General features: G+C 73.2%; 15 protein-coding genes. 8 read left to right on the top strand and 7 right to left on the bottom strand.

The window, feature by feature from the left end:
- The first annotated feature begins 62 nt into the window (after window positions 1–62).
- Window positions 63–1,502 carry an NAD(P)H-quinone dehydrogenase gene (locus ACF068_RS02890; protein WP_392272682.1) on the top strand — a complete coding sequence of 480 codons (1,440 nt, stop codon included), beginning with the start codon at window positions 63–65 and terminating at the stop codon, window positions 1,500–1,502.
- Window positions 1,503–1,679: 177 nt separating this feature from the next.
- Window positions 1,680–2,642: a DeoR/GlpR family DNA-binding transcription regulator gene (locus tag ACF068_RS02885; protein WP_392272362.1), complete on the top strand. Its 963-nt coding sequence runs from the start codon at window positions 1,680–1,682 to the stop codon at window positions 2,640–2,642.
- Window positions 2,643–2,844: 202 nt separating this feature from the next.
- On the opposite strand, the gene ACF068_RS02880 is transcribed toward ACF068_RS02885, so the two are convergent.
- Together ACF068_RS02880 and ACF068_RS02875 are read right to left on the bottom strand one after the other, a co-directional pair.
- Window positions 2,845–3,453, bottom strand: a complete 609-nt coding sequence (locus ACF068_RS02880) for a TetR/AcrR family transcriptional regulator (RefSeq protein ID WP_392272361.1) — start codon at window positions 3,451–3,453, stop codon at window positions 2,845–2,847.
- A 127-nt stretch (window positions 3,454–3,580) separates the two neighbouring features.
- Window positions 3,581–5,335 (bottom strand): acetyl/propionyl/methylcrotonyl-CoA carboxylase subunit alpha, encoded by a 1,755-nt coding sequence (locus ACF068_RS02875; RefSeq protein WP_392272360.1) that lies wholly within the window; start codon window positions 5,333–5,335, stop codon window positions 3,581–3,583.
- A 357-nt stretch (window positions 5,336–5,692) separates the two neighbouring features.
- Between ACF068_RS02875 and ACF068_RS02870 the strand changes: the two genes are divergently transcribed.
- Window positions 5,693–6,154: a hypothetical protein gene (locus ACF068_RS02870; protein WP_392272359.1), complete on the top strand. Its 462-nt coding sequence runs from the start codon at window positions 5,693–5,695 to the stop codon at window positions 6,152–6,154.
- 10 nt (window positions 6,155–6,164) lie between these two features.
- Here the strand turns inward: ACF068_RS02870 and ACF068_RS02865 are convergent, their stop codons facing one another.
- From ACF068_RS02865 to ACF068_RS02855, 3 genes are read right to left on the bottom strand one after another with little or no spacing between them, the layout of a single operon-like run.
- Window positions 6,165–6,773: a Maf family protein gene (locus tag ACF068_RS02865; RefSeq protein WP_392272358.1), complete on the bottom strand. Its 609-nt coding sequence runs from the start codon at window positions 6,771–6,773 to the stop codon at window positions 6,165–6,167.
- Between the two features lie 58 nt (window positions 6,774–6,831).
- Complete coding sequence (mmpB, locus tag ACF068_RS02860; RefSeq protein WP_392272357.1) at window positions 6,832–6,960, bottom strand: morphogenic membrane protein MmpB; 129 nt, start codon at window positions 6,958–6,960, stop codon at window positions 6,832–6,834.
- A 48-nt stretch (window positions 6,961–7,008) separates the two neighbouring features.
- Window positions 7,009–7,671 carry a TetR/AcrR family transcriptional regulator gene (locus tag ACF068_RS02855; RefSeq protein WP_392272356.1) on the bottom strand — a complete coding sequence of 221 codons (663 nt, stop codon included), beginning with the start codon at window positions 7,669–7,671 and terminating at the stop codon, window positions 7,009–7,011.
- A gap of 68 nt (window positions 7,672–7,739) precedes the next feature.
- Here ACF068_RS02855 and ACF068_RS02850 point away from each other — a divergent pair, with 68 nt between their 5' ends.
- Window positions 7,740–8,879, top strand: coding sequence for an SGNH/GDSL hydrolase family protein (locus ACF068_RS02850; RefSeq protein ID WP_392272355.1), 1,140 nt, complete (start codon window positions 7,740–7,742; stop codon window positions 8,877–8,879).
- 3 nt (window positions 8,880–8,882) lie between these two features.
- Here the strand turns inward: ACF068_RS02850 and ACF068_RS02845 are convergent, their stop codons facing one another.
- Together ACF068_RS02845 and ACF068_RS02840 are read right to left on the bottom strand one after the other, a co-directional pair.
- Entirely contained in the window at window positions 8,883–9,092 is a 210-nt protein-coding gene (locus ACF068_RS02845) for an acyl-CoA carboxylase epsilon subunit (protein WP_392272354.1), read from the bottom strand.
- Between the two features lie 9 nt (window positions 9,093–9,101).
- Window positions 9,102–10,709, bottom strand: coding sequence for an acyl-CoA carboxylase subunit beta (locus ACF068_RS02840; protein ID WP_392272353.1), 1,608 nt, complete (start codon window positions 10,707–10,709; stop codon window positions 9,102–9,104).
- 109 nt (window positions 10,710–10,818) lie between these two features.
- On the opposite strand from ACF068_RS02840, the gene ACF068_RS02835 reads away from it, so the two are divergent.
- From ACF068_RS02835 to ACF068_RS02820, 4 genes are all read left to right on the top strand, one after another.
- Window positions 10,819–11,682, top strand: coding sequence for a biotin--[acetyl-CoA-carboxylase] ligase (locus ACF068_RS02835; RefSeq protein WP_392272352.1), 864 nt, complete (start codon window positions 10,819–10,821; stop codon window positions 11,680–11,682).
- A gap of 128 nt (window positions 11,683–11,810) precedes the next feature.
- Window positions 11,811–12,980, top strand: a complete 1,170-nt coding sequence (locus ACF068_RS02830) for an adenylate/guanylate cyclase domain-containing protein (RefSeq protein WP_392272351.1) — start codon at window positions 11,811–11,813, stop codon at window positions 12,978–12,980.
- A 39-nt stretch (window positions 12,981–13,019) separates the two neighbouring features.
- The gene (locus ACF068_RS02825) at window positions 13,020–13,808 is read left to right on the top strand and encodes an enoyl-CoA hydratase/isomerase family protein (RefSeq protein ID WP_392272350.1); all 789 of its coding nucleotides are present in this window, start codon (window positions 13,020–13,022) and stop codon (window positions 13,806–13,808) included.
- Window positions 13,809–13,838: 30 nt separating this feature from the next.
- A complete protein-coding gene (locus ACF068_RS02820; RefSeq protein WP_392272349.1) occupies window positions 13,839–15,077 on the top strand; it encodes a diguanylate cyclase domain-containing protein in 1,239 nt (412 codons plus the stop codon).
- The last annotated feature ends 10 nt before the right edge of the window (window positions 15,078–15,087 follow it).

The following is a 15,087-nucleotide window of genomic DNA, read 5'->3' as shown; positions in this document are numbered from 1 at the left end:
TGCGGGACAATGGGGGGCGTACTTGCATCCCTGCCGTGACGAGAGCGCGAGGCGTGACCCCAGTGACCCGGATCGTGATCATCGGTGGCGGACCCGGCGGATACGAGGCGGCCCTGGTGGGCGCCCAGCTCGGCGCGGAGGTGACCGTCGTCGACACCGACGGCCTCGGCGGAGCGTCCGTCCTGACCGACTGCGTGCCGTCCAAGACCCTGATCGCCACGGCCGAGGTGATGACCACCTTCGACTCCTCGCACGAGGAGCTCGGCATCATCGTCGCGGACGACACCCCGCACATCGAGCAGGCCGCCCGGATCGTGGGCGTCGACCTCGGCAAGGTCAACCGACGGGTGAAGCGGCTCGCGCTCGCCCAGTCGCACGACATCACCGCGTCGGTGACCCGCGCGGGCGCGCGGGTGCTGCGCGGCCGGGGCCGGCTCGACGGCCGCCAGGCCGTGGACGGCTCCCGCCAGGTGGTCGTGACCGCCGCCGACGGCAGCGAGGAGACGCTCACCGCCGACGCCGTGCTGATCGCCACCGGCGGTCACCCGCGCGAGATCCCCGACGCCCTCCCGGACGGCGAGCGCATCCTCAACTGGACGCAGGTCTACGACCTGGACGAGCTCCCCGAGGAGCTCATCGTGGTCGGTTCGGGTGTCACCGGTGCCGAGTTCGCCGGCGCCTACCAGGCGCTGGGCTCCCGGGTCACGCTGGTCTCGTCGCGCGACCGGGTGCTGCCCGGCGAGGACCCGGACGCGGCGGCCGTGCTGGAGGACGTCTTCCGGCGCCGGGGGATGAACGTGATGGCGCGCTCGCGGGCGCAGTCCGCCAAGCGGGTGGGCGACCGGGTCGAGGTGACGCTCGCCGACGGACGGGTCATCTCCGGCACGCACTGCCTGATGGCCGTCGGCGCCATCCCGAACACCGCCGGGATGGGGCTGGAGGAGGCCGGCGTACGGCTCAAGGACTCCGGCCACATCTGGACCGACAAGGTCTCCCGCACCTCGGCGCCGGGCGTGTACGCGGCCGGTGACGTCACGGGCGTCTTCGCCCTGGCGTCGGTCGCCGCCATGCAGGGCCGCATCGCGATGTACCACTTCCTCGGGGACGCGGTCACGCCGCTGAACCTGAAGACCGTGTCGTCGAACGTCTTCACCGACCCGGAGATCGCCACGGTCGGTTACACCCAGGCGGACGTCGACGCGGGCAAGATCGACGCGCGCAGCGTGAAGCTGCCGCTGCTGCGCAACCCGCGCGCCAAGATGCAGGGCATCCGGGACGGCTTCGTCAAGATCTTCTGTCGTCCGGGCACCGGCATCGTGGTGGGCGGCTGTGTCGTCGCACCGCGCGCCAGCGAGCTCATCCACCCCATCTCGATCGCGGTCGACAACAACCTGACGGTCGAACAGATCGCAAACGCCTTCACGGTGTACCCGTCCCTGTCGGGCTCGATCGCCGAGGTGGCACGACAGTTGCACACCCGGAAGACGACCGCCGAGGCGTAGCCCGTCGCCGGGGGAGGACAACACCCGGCAACCCCCGGCAAGTCGGGACATCGATCAATCAAGGAACGTTCCCGGACGGGCCCGCCTATACCACTTGGCGGGCCCGTCTGTTCGCAACTTCGCGTAATAGGCGCATACCGCTGCAAAGAAACGGTCGCTGGCGTTACTGTCAGTTTCGTGTTCGCTGCAGAACGTCGTCAGTTGATCCTTGAAATGGTGCGTGCCAACGGGGCGGTATCGCTCCGGGAGCTCGCCCGCGTCGTCCAGACCTCCGAAGTGACCGTACGGCGTGACGTGCGGGCACTGGAGGCAGAAGGACTCCTCGACCGCCGGCACGGCGGTGCGGTGCTGCCGGGCGGTTTTACGCGAGAATCCGGCTTCCCGCAGAAATCCCATCTCGCGACCGCCGAGAAGACGGCCATCGCCGACGTGGCCGCCGGACTCGTCGAAGAGGGCGAGGCCATCGTGGTCGGGGCGGGCACGACCACCCAGGAGCTGGCCCGCCGGCTGGCCCGCGTGCCCGGGCTGACCGTCGTCACCAACTCGCTGCTCGTCGCCCAGGCGCTCGCCCACGCCAACCGGGTGGAGGTCGTCATGACCGGCGGCACCCTGCGCGGCTCCAACTACGCGCTGGTGGGCAGCGGGGCCGAGCAGTCCCTCCAGGGGCTGCGCGTCTCACGGGCGTTCCTGTCCGGGAGCGGCCTCACCGCCGAGCGGGGCCTGTCCACGTCGAACATGCTCTCCGCGAGCGTCGACCGGGCGCTGGTGCAGGCGGCGGCGGAGGTCGTCGTGCTGGCCGACCACACCAAGCTCGGTACGGACACCATGTTCCAGACGGTGCCGACGGACCTGATCACCCGGCTGGTCACCGACGAGCCGCCGGTCCACGACGACCGGGCGGGCACCGAGCTCCAGGCGCTCGCGGACCAGGGCGTCCAGATCACCGTGGCCGGCCCGGCACCCGGCGCTTCCGGGACGGAGGGCGCCGCGCCGCCCGGCCGTCAGGGCCGCAGGGACGTTCCGCTGCCGGGCCAGCGGGGCGGGCGCCACCCGGGCGGACCGCAGTTGCGCAGCGCCTCCCTGGCGGACGGCCAGCCCCCGGAGCGCGGGGCGCGGGTGGCGGACCTGCGCCGCCGCTGACGCCCCGGCCCGGTACCGGGCCGCCCCGCCGGCGCGCGCCGTACGGCACGGCCGGGCGCCGCGGCCCACGGCGCCACCCGGCGCCACGGAACCCCCGGCGCCACGGGGCACTGGAGCCGCGCGGGCCACCGGCGCCACGGAACCCCCCCGGCGCCACGGCTCCACCGGAGCCGCGCGGGTCACCGGGGCGGGGCGCACGGGGTCACGCCCTGAGGCCTCGCAGTGTCAGCGTCAGGAGCCGGTCGGCCAGCTCGGGGTCGTCCGGGGACTGCTCGGCGGCCAGGGCGATCGCGTTGGTGAGCTGCATCAGGTCGCCGATCGACACGTCCGCCCGTACCGCTCCGGCCTCCTGGGCGCGCACCAGCAGCCGCTCGCCCGCCGTGCGCAGGGGCGTGCTGCACTGGGAGAGCGCCGAAGTCGCGTCGTGCGAGGCCGACATGAGCGCGCGGGCGAGGCCCCGGTACTCACCCGCGTGCGTGACGATGGCGCGCAGCCACTCCACGAGCGCCGCGCACGGCCGCTCGGAGCCGGCCAGGTCGTGCGACCGCTCCAGTAGGGCCTGGAGCGCCTCCTGGAAGACGGCGTTCATCAGCGCGTGCCGGTTGGGGAAGTGCCGGTACAGGGTGCCGATCCCGACCCCGGCGCGGCGCGCCACGTCCTCCAGCGACGCGTCGGTGCCGTGCTCCGCGAAGGCCGCCCGCGCCTCGCCCAGCAGCCGCTCGTAGTTGCGGCGGGCGTCGGCACGCATGGGGCGCGGCGCGCCCGGCGCCCGGTCCGCCGCCGTCCCGTCCGTCGCCGTGCTCGTCGCCATCGCGCCGTCCTCCCTCGCGGCCCCGCCGCTGTCCCCGGCCCCCGTGCCTGCTTCTTCCAGGATGCCATCGTGCACATGGCGAGGGGCCCGCCGGGCATGTGCCGGCGGGCCCCTCGGGTGTGGCGTGTCAGTCCTTGATCTCGCAGATCGCGGCGCCGGACGTCACCGACGCGCCGACCTCCGCCGACAGGCCCTTGACGGTGCCCGAGCGGTGCGCGTTGAGCGGCTGCTCCATCTTCATCGCTTCCAGCACGACGATGAGGTCGCCCTCGTTGACCTGCTGGCCCTCCTCGACCGCGACCTTGACGATCGTGCCCTGCATCGGAGAGGCGAGGGTGTCGCCGGAGGCGGCCGAGCCGGCCTTCTTGGTGGCCCGGCGCTTGGGCTTGGCGCCCGCGGCGAGGCCTGTGCGGGCCAGGCTCATGCCCAGCGAGGACGGCAGCGAGACCTCCAGGCGCTTGCCGCCGACCTCGACGACGACGGTCTCACGGCCGGGCTCCTCGTCCGCGTCGGCCTCGGCCGGGGCGGCGAACGGCTTGATCTCGTTGACGAACTCGGTCTCGATCCAGCGGGTGTGGACGCGGAACGGGTCCGAGGTGAACGCCGGGTCGACGACGACCGCGCGGTGGAAGGGGATGGCCGTGGCCATGCCCTCGACCTGGAACTCCTCCAGCGCCCGGGCGGCCCGCTGGAGGGCCTGCTCACGGGTGGCGCCCGTGATGACGAGCTTGGCGAGCAGGGAGTCCCACGCGGGGCCGATGACGCTGCCGGACTCCACGCCCGCGTCCAGGCGCACACCCGGGCCGCTGGGCGGCGCGAAGGTGGTGACGGTGCCGGGGGCGGGCAGGAAGTTGCGGCCCGGGTCCTCGCCGTTGATGCGGAACTCGAACGAGTGGCCGCGCACCGGCGGGTCGTCGTAGCCGAGCTCCTCGCCGTCGGCGATGCGGAACATCTCCCGTACGAGGTCGATGCCGGTGACCTCCTCGGTCACCGGGTGCTCGACCTGGAGACGGGTGTTGACCTCCAGGAAGGAGATCGTGCCGTCCATGCCGACGAGGAACTCCACGGTGCCGGCGCCGACGTAGCCGGCCTCCTTCAGGATGGCTTTGGACGCCCGGTACAGCTCGGCGTTCTGTGCCTCGGAGAGGAACGGGGCCGGGGCCTCCTCCACCAGCTTCTGGTGGCGGCGCTGGAGCGAGCAGTCACGCGTCGACACGACGACGACGTTGCCGTGCTTGTCGGCCAGGCACTGGGTCTCCACGTGCCGCGGCTTGTCGAGGTAGCGCTCGACGAAGCACTCGCCGCGGCCGAAGGCGGCGACGGCCTCGCGCACGGCGGAGTCGTACAGCTCCGGCACCTCTTCGAGGGTGCGGGCGACCTTCAGGCCGCGGCCGCCACCGCCGAAGGCGGCCTTGATGGCGATCGGCAGGCCGTGCTGCTCGGCGAACGCGACGACCTCCTCGGCGCCGGACACCGGGTCGGGCGTGCCCGCGACCAGCGGCGCACCGGCGCGCTGGGCGATGTGACGGGCGGCGACCTTGTCACCCAGATCGCGGATCGCCTGGGGCGGCGGGCCGATCCAGGTCAGACCCGCGTCGATGACGGCCTGGGCGAACTCCGCGTTCTCGGAGAGGAATCCGTAACCAGGATGGATGGCGTCCGCACCGGAGTCGGCGGCGGCCTGGAGCACCTTGGCCATGTCCAGGTAGCTGGCGGCCGGGGTGTCACCGCCCAGGGCGAACGCCTCGTCGGCCGCACGGACGTGCAGGGCGTCCCGGTCCGGATCGGCGTAGACGGCTACGCTTGCGATCCCGGCGTCCCGGCAGGCACGGGCGACACGGACAGCGATTTCGCCACGGTTGGCGATGAGCACCTTGCGCACGATGGCTCCCTCCTTGAAACAAGCTGAGTTTAGGGACTGCCGACACGGCCTTTCGACCCATCCCCAATGGTGAGCTTGCCCACACGGAGCGTGATTCGAGGCGTAGTGGAGTCGTGAAATCCCTTGTCGCACCACGTTACGCAGGGCTTCTTGACGGAACAGTAACCCTGGGGTGTGGTCTAGGTCTCTGTCTTCCCGGCCAGCGCGGTATCCCGTTTCTTTGTGGAGTCCCTACGAATGGCCGAATGATTCTTTGCCGCCCGGTCAGAACCCTTGTCCCTACGTTTACCAGTCAGTAGCCTGCGCGCTGTCGTTCGTACGGACTCGTCGGGGCAGGTAACAGGCAGGGGAGCGCCCATGGTGGCCCGCAGACCGATAGCGCTGGCGGCCGGGATCGTGCTGGTCCTGGAGGCGGTGGGACTGGTGCTGTTGCACATGGTGCTCGCCGAGGTCATGGGCGGTCAGCGGATGTCGCTGGACGGTCTCGACCCGGACCTGATGGTCACGGCGATCTGGGTGATGGGCGCGGTGTTCGGGGCGTACGTGGCGCTGTGCGGGGTGCTGTTGGTGCTCCTCGGGGTGCGCGACCGCACCCCGGGCCGGGCCGTGCGGATCGTGCTGATCTCCTGTGCGATCACGCACGGGGTGCTGGGCGCGGTGGCCGTGGGGCTGGTCGGCTGGGCCGCGTTCGCCTGCCTGATGGTCGTGCTCGCCCTGGTGGTGGCGTCGCTGGTGCTCTACGCGCCGCAGGACGAGCCGGCCGTACCGCCGGAGGACGCCGCACCGCCCGCGCGGGAGGGCGGCGTCGCGCCGGCGTGAGCGGGGCGGGTCAGCCCCACAGGTCGGTGATGGCGACGCCCAGCTCGGCCAGCAGGCGGCGCAGCAGCGGCAGGGACAGGCCGATGACGTTGCCGGGGTCGCCGTCGATGCCGTCGATGAAGGGCGCCGAGCGGCCGTCGAGGGTGAACGCGCCCGCCACGTGGAGGGGTTCGCCGCTGGCGACGTACGCCGCGATCTCCTCGTCCGTGGGGTCGCCGAACCGGACCAGGGTGGAGGCGGTCGCGGAGGCGTACCGCTTGGCGGTGGTGTCGTAGACGCAGTGGCCGGTCTGGAGGATGCCGGCGCGGCCGCGCATGGCCTTCCAGCGGGCGGTGGCCTCCTCGGCGTCGGCGGGCTTGCCCAGGGCCTGCTTGTCCAGTTCCAGCACCGAGTCGCAGCCGATCACCAGCGCGCCGCTCGCCTCGGGCTTGGCGGCCACGTGGGCGGCCTTGGCCTCGGCGAGGGCGAGTGCCAGTTCGGCCGGGGTGGGGGCGGTGAATTTGTCCTCGTCGACCCCGCTGACGATCACCTCGGGGCTGAGCCCGGCCTGGCGCAGCAGATTGAGGCGGGCGGGGGACTGGGAGGCCAGGACGAGGCGGCGGCGCCGAGCATCGGTCATGGGCGCCATCGTACGGAAAACGCCCCGGCGGCCGGTGTTCCGGCCCGGGGTGCCGGGGTCAGCGCAGGCCCACCGCGAACATCGCCAGCACCATCGCGAGGGCCAGCAGGATCCCCGCGCGGCGCAGCATCGCCTGCATGTCGCGCATCTCTTCGGGGGGTTCGTTCTCGGGGTCGGACCACAGCATGCTCCGATCCTGCTGCCGGGGACCCGCCCGGCGCCTGAGTACGCGTACTCAAGCGCCGGGGGTGCCCGGGGCGGGCCGGCGCGGGGCGAAAACCCCCGCGCGGGTCGCGGCCAGCGCGGCGGCCGCCGCCCGCTCGCCGTCGGCCGCCGTGAGCGGCTCGTGGCTGACCGCGAAGCGGTAGTAGAGCGGCGCCGAGACGGCGCGGACGACCTCGACGGGGTCGGTGCCGGGCGGGGCCTCGCCGCGGTCGACGGCCCGTGAGACGGCGGCGGCCCACGTGCCGAGGCGGGTCTCGTAGAAGCCGCGCAGGGCGGTGGCGCACTCCTCGTCGCAGGCCGCCGCCGCGATGACGGCCCGGAAGACGGGGCCCATGCGCGGGTCGGTGAGGGTCCCGGTCACCAGACCGGCGTTGGCGCGCAGGTCCTCCTCCAGCGAACCGGTGTCCGAGGCGGGGACGGACCGTTCGGCCATGTCGCGCAGCAGGTCGGCGACCAGCCCGGTGGGGGAGCCCCAGCGCCGGTAGACGGTGGTCTTGCCGACGCCCGCGTCGCCGGCGATCCGGTCCATGTTCAGCGCGTGGAAACCCTCGGTGGCCAGGGCCTCCTCGGTGGCGCGGAGCACGGCGGTACGGACCTTGGCGGTGCGGCCGCCGGGGCGGACGGTGCCGGGTGAGGTGCCGGGCGCGGATTCCAAATGGGACTCCCGTTTCATTTAGCGGTTCGACGGTGCTACGGTCGGGGAGCCAGCTTAACGGAACGCCAGTCCCATGAGGAGTGCCGATGTACTGGACCGCCGCCTGGACCGCCTCCCCCCAGCTTCCCTCCACCGGCTTCACCCCCAACTGGTCGCAGGAGGGCTTCTCCGGCCACACCGTCCGCCAGGTCGTGCGCGTCACCGCCGCCGGCGACCGGCTCCGGATCCGCCTGTCGAACGCGTACGGCACCTCACCGCTGGCCGTCACGGGCGCCACCGTCGCCCTCGCCGGCACCGGCGCGGCCGTCCGGCCGGGCACCACGCGGCGGGTCACCTTCGGCGGGGAGCCGTCCGTGGACATACCCGCGCACGCCCAGGCCGAGAGCGACGCCGTCCCGCTGGCCGTGGGGCGCCTGGACCGGGTGACCGTCACCCTGCACCTGGCCGGCACCACCGGCCCCGCCACCTTCCACGCCCAGGGCTTCACCGACACGTACCGCGCCGAGGGCGACCACCGCGAGGACACCACCGGCGAGCCGTTCACCGGGGCCATCACGCAGTCCTGGTACTACCTGACCGGCGTCGACGTGCGCACCGCGGCGGCGCCCGGGGGCGTCGTCCTGTTCGGAGACTCCCTCACGGACGGCTTCGGCTCCACCCCGAACGCGGACCGCCGCTGGTCCGACGCCCTGGCCGAGCGCGTCGGCCACCCGGTGCTCAACGCCGGGATCGGCGGCAACCTGCTGCTCGCCGACTCCGCCTGGTACGGCGAGCGCTCCGCGGCCCGGTTCCACCGAGACGCCCTCGACCTGCCCGGCGTCCGTACCGTCGTCCTGCTCCAGGGGCTCAACGACATCGGCTTCAGCGAGGCCCGCGACCAGCCGACCTACCTGCCCGCCCCGGTGCGGACGGCCGTCGACCTGATCGGCGGGTACCGCACCCTCGTACGGGCCGCCCACGCCCGGGGCGTGCGGATCGTCGGCGCGACCGTGCCGCCGTTCAAGGGCACCACCCACTGGGGCCCGCGGGCCGCGAAGGTCAGCGCCGAGGTCAACGACTGGATGCGCGAGTCCGGCGAGTTCGACGCGGTCCTCGACGTGCGGCGGCTGCTGGCCGACCCCGCCGACCCGGACCGGCTGAACCCCGCGTACGCGTACGACGACGGCCTCCACCCGGACGACGCGGGGTACCGCGTCATGGCGGAGGCCGTCGTGGCCCTGCTGTGACCGTCACACGGGCCAGTACGACCGCGTCCAGGACCGGGGGCCCGGCTCCGGGCGGCGGCTCCGGGCGATCCTCGCCGGGTCCGACCAGCCCTCGGGGACGGGCACCGGGCCGCCGGAGGCCGCCGCGGCGGACGCGGCGGCACGCGCCCGCACCACCGCGAGTGCGGCGGCCAGCTCCTCGGGGGTCGGGTTGCCCCGCAGAACCTTGATCATGGGGGCTCCTTAGAGGGGGATGTTGCCGTGCTTCTTCGGGGGCAGGTTTTCCCGCTTCGTCCGGAGCTGACGCAGGCCCTTGATGATCTGCGTACGCGTCTCGGACGGCATGACCACCGCGTCGATGTAGCCGCGCTCGGCCGCCGTGTACGGGTTGAGCAGGGCGTCCTCGTACTCCTGGATCAGCCGCGCGCGGGTCGCCTCGACGTCCTCGGCCGCGGCCTCGGCGATCGTGCGGCGGTGCAGGATGTTCACCGCGCCCTGCGCGCCCATCACCGCGATCTGCGCGGTCGGCCAGGCCAGGTTGAGGTCGGCGCCGAGGTGCTTGGAGCCCATGACGTCGTACGCGCCGCCGAACGCCTTGCGCGTGATCACCGTGATCAGCGGGACGGTCGCCTCGGCGTACGCGTAGATCAGCTTGGCGCCGCGCCGGATGATGCCCTCGTGCTCCTGGCCCACGCCCGGCAGGAAGCCCGGTACGTCCACGAAGGTGAGGACCGGGACGTTGAACGCGTCGCAGGTGCGCACGAACCGGGCGGCCTTCTCGGAGGCGTCGATGTCCAGGCAGCCGGCGAACTGCATCGGCTGGTTGGCCACGATGCCGACCGGGTAGCCCTCCACCCGCCCGAAGCCGGTGACGATGTTCGGCGCGAACATCGCCTGCGTCTCCAGGAACTCGCCCTCGTCCAGGACGTGCTCGATGACGGTGTGCATGTCGTACGGCTGGTTCGCCGAGTCCGGGATGAGGACGTCCAGCTCGCGGTCCTCGTCGCTCAGCGCGAGATCCGCCTCCTCCGGGAAGGCGGGCGCCTCGGACAGGTTGTTCGAGGGCAGGTAGGACAGCAGCGACTTGACGTACTCGATCGCGTCCTTCTCGTCCCCGGCCATGTGGTGCGCCACGCCCGAGGTGGAGTTGTGCGTCCGGGCGCCGCCCAGCTCCTCGAAGCCCACGTCCTCGCCGGTCACCGTCTTGATGACGTCGGGACCGGTGATGAACATGTGCGAGGTCTGGTCGACCATCACCGTGAAGTCGGTGATGGCGGGCGAGTAGACCGCCCCGCCCGCGCACGGGCCCACGACCAGGCTGATCTGCGGGATCACGCCCGAGGCATGGGTGTTGCGGCGGAAGATCTCGCCGTACATGCCGAGGGCCATGACGCCCTCCTGGATGCGGGCGCCACCGGAGTCGTTGATGCCGATCACCGGGCAGCCCGTCTTCAGGGCGAAGTCCATCACCTTGATGATCTTCTGCCCGAACACCTCGCCGAGGGCTCCGCCGAAGACGGTGAAGTCCTGGGAGAACACCGCCACCGGGCGGCCGTCGACCGTGCCGTACCCGGTGACCACACCGTCTCCGTACGGACGGTTCTTCTCCAGACCGAAACTGGTGGAACGGTGCCGGGCGAACTCGTCCAGCTCGACGAAGGAATCCTCGTCCAGCAGCAGGGCGATGCGCTCCCGGGCCGTCAACTTGCCCTTCGCGTGCTGCTTCTCGACGGCGCGCTCGGAGCCCGCGTGCGTCGCCTCGTCGATACGGCGCTGCAGATCCGCGAGCTTGCCCGCGGTCGTATGGATGTCGATCTTCTGGGGCTCTTGGGGCTTGGCCGGCTCGGACATCGGGATGCGGCTCCCTGCCTGGTCACGGGTTCGTTGGCTACTGACCCGTAGCGTATCGGCGGCGATACCGTTCGGCAGTGCGGTGTTTACCACACCTACGCTGGCTTGCATGACGCCCTCACATGGTCCATCGAGTCCGTGGTCGGACCTCGAACGACCGCCCCTGAACGCCCCCTCCCTCCGCCGCGCCCTGCTCCGGCCCGGCGGACTGTGGACCTCGCTCGACATCGTCCGCGCCACCGGCTCCACCAACTCCGACCTCGCCACCCGCGCCGCCGGCCTGCCCGAGGGCGCGGTCCTGGTGGCCGAGGAGCAGACGGCGGGGCGGGGCCGGCTCGACCGCACCTGGTCCGCCCCCGCGCGCTCCGGCCTGTTCTTCTCCGTCCTCCTCAAGCCCGGCGTCCCGGTCGGCCGCCTCGCCTGGCTCCCCCTGCTGACCGGCGTCGCCGCCGCCACCGGCCTGGCCCGCGCCGCCGGTGCGGACATGGCACTGAAATGGCCCAACGACCTGATGGTCACGGTGGCCGGCGACGCGGGCAAGGAGGAACGGAAGGCCGGCGGCATCCTCGCCGAGCGCGCCGGGGACGACGGCGTCGTCGTCGGCATCGGACTGAACGTCACGCTCCGCGAGGACGAGCTGCCCGTCCCCACCGCCGGTTCCCTCCTCCTCGCCGACGCGGTCTCCACCGACCGCGACCCCCTGCTGCGCGCCGTCCTGCGCTCCCTGGAGCACTGGTACGGCCGGTGGACCGCCGCCGACGGCGACCCGGCGGCCTCCGGGCTCCAGGAGGCGTACGCGGCCGGCTGCGCCACCCTCGGCCGCACCGTCCGCGCCGAACTCCCGGGCGGGCGGGCCCTCACCGGCGAGGCGGTCGCCATCGACGGCGACGGCCGCCTGGTGGTGGCGCCGCCCGGCGCGGAACGGGAGGCGGTGGGCGCGGGCGACGTCGTGCACCTGCGCCCGGTGGGCTGAAAGCGGGCGGCGGGCCCCAACGCGCTCGGCCGCCGGGACGTGAGCCAGGGCACACCTGCCGTATCGTGGACGACGATCCAGCTACAGATCGGCAGGACAGTGCGCAGGGAACGGGCAGGAGGCGGCCGGTGACCGTCGACGACGCGAACTCGGACGGGTCCGGGTCCGGGCCGAGCGGGGCGGAGTACCCCACCCCCCACCATGTCGTCGACCACACGGCGGAGCCGACCGACGACCCCCTGGCCATCCGGCTGGAACAGCTCATCCTCGGCGCCGACCGCCGCTACACGCCCTTCCAGGCGGCCCGCACCGCCGGTGTCTCCATGGACCTGGCCTCCCGCTTCTGGCGGGCCATGGGCTTCGCCGACATCGGGCAGGCCAAGGCGCTGACGGAGGCGGACGTGCTGGCGCTGCGGCGGCTGGCCGGTCTGGTCGAGGCGGGCCTGCTGAGCGAGCCGATGGCGGTGCAGGTGGCCCGGTCCACCGGCCAGACCACCGCCCGGCTGGCCGAATGGCAGATCGATTCCTTCCTGGAGGGCCTGACCGAGCCGCCCGAGCCCGGTATGACCCGCACCGAAGTGACGTATCCCCTGGTGGAGCTGTTGCTGCCGGAGCTCCAGGAGTTCCTGGTGTACGTGTGGCGGCGGCAGCTCGCCGCGGCGACCGGGCGGGTGGTGCAGGCCGCCGACGACGAGGAGATGGTGGACCGGCGCCTCGCGGTCGGCTTCGCGGACCTCGTCGGGTTCACCCGGCTCACCCGCCGGCTGGAGGAGGAGGAGCTCGGCGAGCTGGTCGAGGCGTTCGAGACGACCTCGGCCGACCTGGTGGCCGCGCACGGCGGGCGGCTGATCAAGACCCTCGGCGACGAGGTGCTGTACGCCGCCGACGACGCCGGTACGGCCGCCGAGATCGCGCTGCGGCTCATCGAGACCCTCACCCACGACGAGACGATGCCCGCCCTGCGCGTCGGCATCGCCTTCGGCACCGTCACGACCCGCATGGGCGACGTCTTCGGTACGACGGTGAATCTGGCGAGCCGGCTCACCTCGATAGCGCCCAAGGACGCGGTCCTGGTCGACGGGGCGTTCGCCGAGGAGCTGGCGCGCACCGGCGAGGCTCCGGAGTCGGAGGCGCGGGCGGCCGAGGAGGCGGCGCGCGCCGAGAAGGAGGGCGAGGCGCCGGCGGGCTCGTCGAAGTACCGGTTCGCGCTCCAGCCCATGTGGCAGCGGCCGGTGCGCGGGCTCGGGGTGATCGAGCCCTGGCTGCTGACGCGGCGGGAGCCTAAGATCCCCGGATAGCGGTCGCTAACGTTCGTTAACCGGGAGGGTGTGTCACGCATGTCCGAGCAGCGCTTCGGTGAGTTCGTCGCCGTTCGTCACCACGACCACGTCGCCGAGCTGGTGCTCGACCGGCCCAAGGCCATGAACGCCGTCTCCACGGAGATGGCCCGTTCCCTCGGGGCCGCATGCGAGGCGCTCGCCGCCGACCCGTCGGTACGGGTCACCGTGCTGACCTCCTCCAACGACAAGGCGTTCTGCGTCGGCGCCGACCTCAAGGAGCGCAACTCCTTCACGGACGCCGAGCTGGTGCGCCAGCGCCCGGTGGCGCGCGGCGCCTACACCGGGGTGCTGGAGCTGCCGATGCCGACGGTCGCCGCCGTGCACGGCTTCGCCCTGGGCGGCGGGTTCGAGCTGGCGCTCGCCTGCGACCTGATCGTCGCCGACCCGACCGCGGTCGTCGGGCTGCCCGAGGTGTCGGTGGGCGTGATCCCCGGTGGCGGGGGTACGCAGCTCCTGCCGCGCCGGGTCGGGGCGGCCAGGGCGGCGGAGCTGGTGTTCACGGCCCGGCGCGTGGCGGCGGCCGAGGCGGTGTCCCTGGGGCTGGTGGACCAGCTCGTGGACGACGCACGGGACGGCGCCCTGGAGCTGGCCGCCCGGATCGCCGCGAACTCGCCGGTCGGGCTGCGGGCCGCCAAGCGGGCCATGCGGCTGGGGCAGGGGCTGGACCTGCGGGCGGGCCTGGAGGTCGAGGACGCCGCGTGGCGGTCGGTGGCCTTCTCCGGGGACCGGGCCGAGGGCGTGGCCGCGTTCAACGAGAAGCGGAAGCCGGAGTGGCCCGGGGAGTGAAAAGTTGTGGATGCTCCCTAAGCTTGAGGAATGGGTGAGGATGTCCGGCTACGCGCTGTAGTGGCGCTCGCGCAGGCCATGGCGTCGGCGCACACGCCGCGCGAGACGTGGCGGGCGGCCGCGCTGGGGGCGCGTGACGCGCTCGGCGGGACGTTCGCCGCGCTCTCGATGTGGGAGCGCGATCTCGGCCGGCTCAAGGTGCTGGTGAACGCGGGCGAGCGCGCGCCGGGCGAGGAGGAGTTCCCCGACGCCGAGACCTACCCGGTGCACCAGTTCTCCGAGATCACCGAGTTCCTGCACGAGCGGTGGGCGGGCGGCGGGGAGCCGAATGCCTGGGTCGAGACGGCCGAGGGCCCGGAGGCGGCCGGTGACCCGGCGTACACGGCGCTGCGCGGGCGGGTGGCGGCGCTGCGGCGGCGCGGGCGGGGCTGCTGCGTGGTGGCGCCGATAGTGATGCACGGGCGGGCCTGGGGCGAGCTGTACGTGGCCCGGCGGGCCGGGGCGCCGGTGTTCGACCGGCGGGACGCGGACTTCGCGACCGTCCTCGCCTCGGTGGTCGCGGCCGGGATCGCGCAGACCGAGCGGCTGGAGGAGGTGCGCAAGCTGGCCTTCACGGACCCGCTCACCGGGCTCGCCAACCGCCGGGCGGTCGACATGCGGCTGGACGAGGCGGTCGAGCGCTCGCTGGCCGACGGGACGGTGGTCTCGCTGGTGGTGTGCGACCTGAACGGCCTCAAGCGCGTCAACGACACCCATGGGCACGCGGTGGGGGACCGGCTGCTGGAGCGGTTCGGTTCGGTGCTGTCGTACTGCGGGGCGATGCTGCCGGGCGCGCTGGCGGCGCGGCTGGGCGGTGACGAGTTCTGCCTGGTGTCGGTGGGGCCGGAGGCGGACGAGGTGGTGGCCGCGGCGGACGAGCTGTGCGCACGGGCCGGTGATCTGGAGCTGGGCGAGGGCGTGGCGTGCGGGGTGGCGTCGACCGGGGACCCGATCGGGCCGGTGCGGTCCGCGCGCCGGCTGTTCCGGCTGGCCGACGCGGCCCAGTACCGGGCCAAGGCCGCCCGGTCGCCCAAGCCGGTGGTGGCGGGCCGCGACGGTACGGTCATCGCCCTGGCGGACCACCCCCCGGTGGCGGCCCGGGACCGCCGCAGCTTCCGGGACGCCCCCGCGCCGCCGAACCTGCTCCCCGGACCCGCCGACGTCCCCGCTGCGGAGGCTCCCCCCGAATCCCGCGGGGAGCCGCCCGCGCCGGCCGGCCCGGCGGCCTGACGGGGCGTAA

The sequence above is a fragment of the Streptomyces sp. NPDC016309 genome, assembly GCF_043077235.1.
Lineage (GTDB): Bacteria > Actinomycetota > Actinomycetes > Streptomycetales > Streptomycetaceae > Streptomyces.
This window is presented reverse-complemented; position numbering and strand designations above follow the sequence as displayed.

What these genes read in the sequence shown, in the direction of transcription:
- ACF068_RS02880 (WP_392272361.1), bottom strand. Translation starts at nt 3,453, where the DNA reads ATGGCGACGAGCACGGCGACGGACGGGACGGCGGCGGACCGGGCGCCG.
- ACF068_RS02870 (WP_392272359.1), top strand. Translation starts at nt 5,693, where the DNA reads ATGGTGGCCCGCAGACCGATAGCGCTGGCGGCCGGGATCGTGCTGGTC.
- ACF068_RS02865 (WP_392272358.1), bottom strand. Translation starts at nt 6,773, where the DNA reads ATGACCGATGCTCGGCGCCGCCGCCTCGTCCTGGCCTCCCAGTCCCCC.
- mmpB (WP_392272357.1), bottom strand. Translation starts at nt 6,960, where the DNA reads ATGCTGTGGTCCGACCCCGAGAACGAACCCCCCGAAGAGATGCGCGAC.
- ACF068_RS02855 (WP_392272356.1), bottom strand. Translation starts at nt 7,671, where the DNA reads ATGAAACGGGAGTCCCATTTGGAATCCGCGCCCGGCACCTCACCCGGC.
- ACF068_RS02850 (WP_392272355.1), top strand. Translation starts at nt 7,740, where the DNA reads ATGTACTGGACCGCCGCCTGGACCGCCTCCCCCCAGCTTCCCTCCACC.
- ACF068_RS02845 (WP_392272354.1), bottom strand. Translation starts at nt 9,092, where the DNA reads ATGATCAAGGTTCTGCGGGGCAACCCGACCCCCGAGGAGCTGGCCGCC.
- ACF068_RS02840 (WP_392272353.1), bottom strand. Translation starts at nt 10,709, where the DNA reads ATGTCCGAGCCGGCCAAGCCCCAAGAGCCCCAGAAGATCGACATCCAT.
- ACF068_RS02835 (WP_392272352.1), top strand. Translation starts at nt 10,819, where the DNA reads ATGACGCCCTCACATGGTCCATCGAGTCCGTGGTCGGACCTCGAACGA.
- ACF068_RS02825 (WP_392272350.1), top strand. Translation starts at nt 13,020, where the DNA reads ATGTCCGAGCAGCGCTTCGGTGAGTTCGTCGCCGTTCGTCACCACGAC.
- ACF068_RS02820 (WP_392272349.1), top strand. Translation starts at nt 13,839, where the DNA reads ATGGGTGAGGATGTCCGGCTACGCGCTGTAGTGGCGCTCGCGCAGGCC.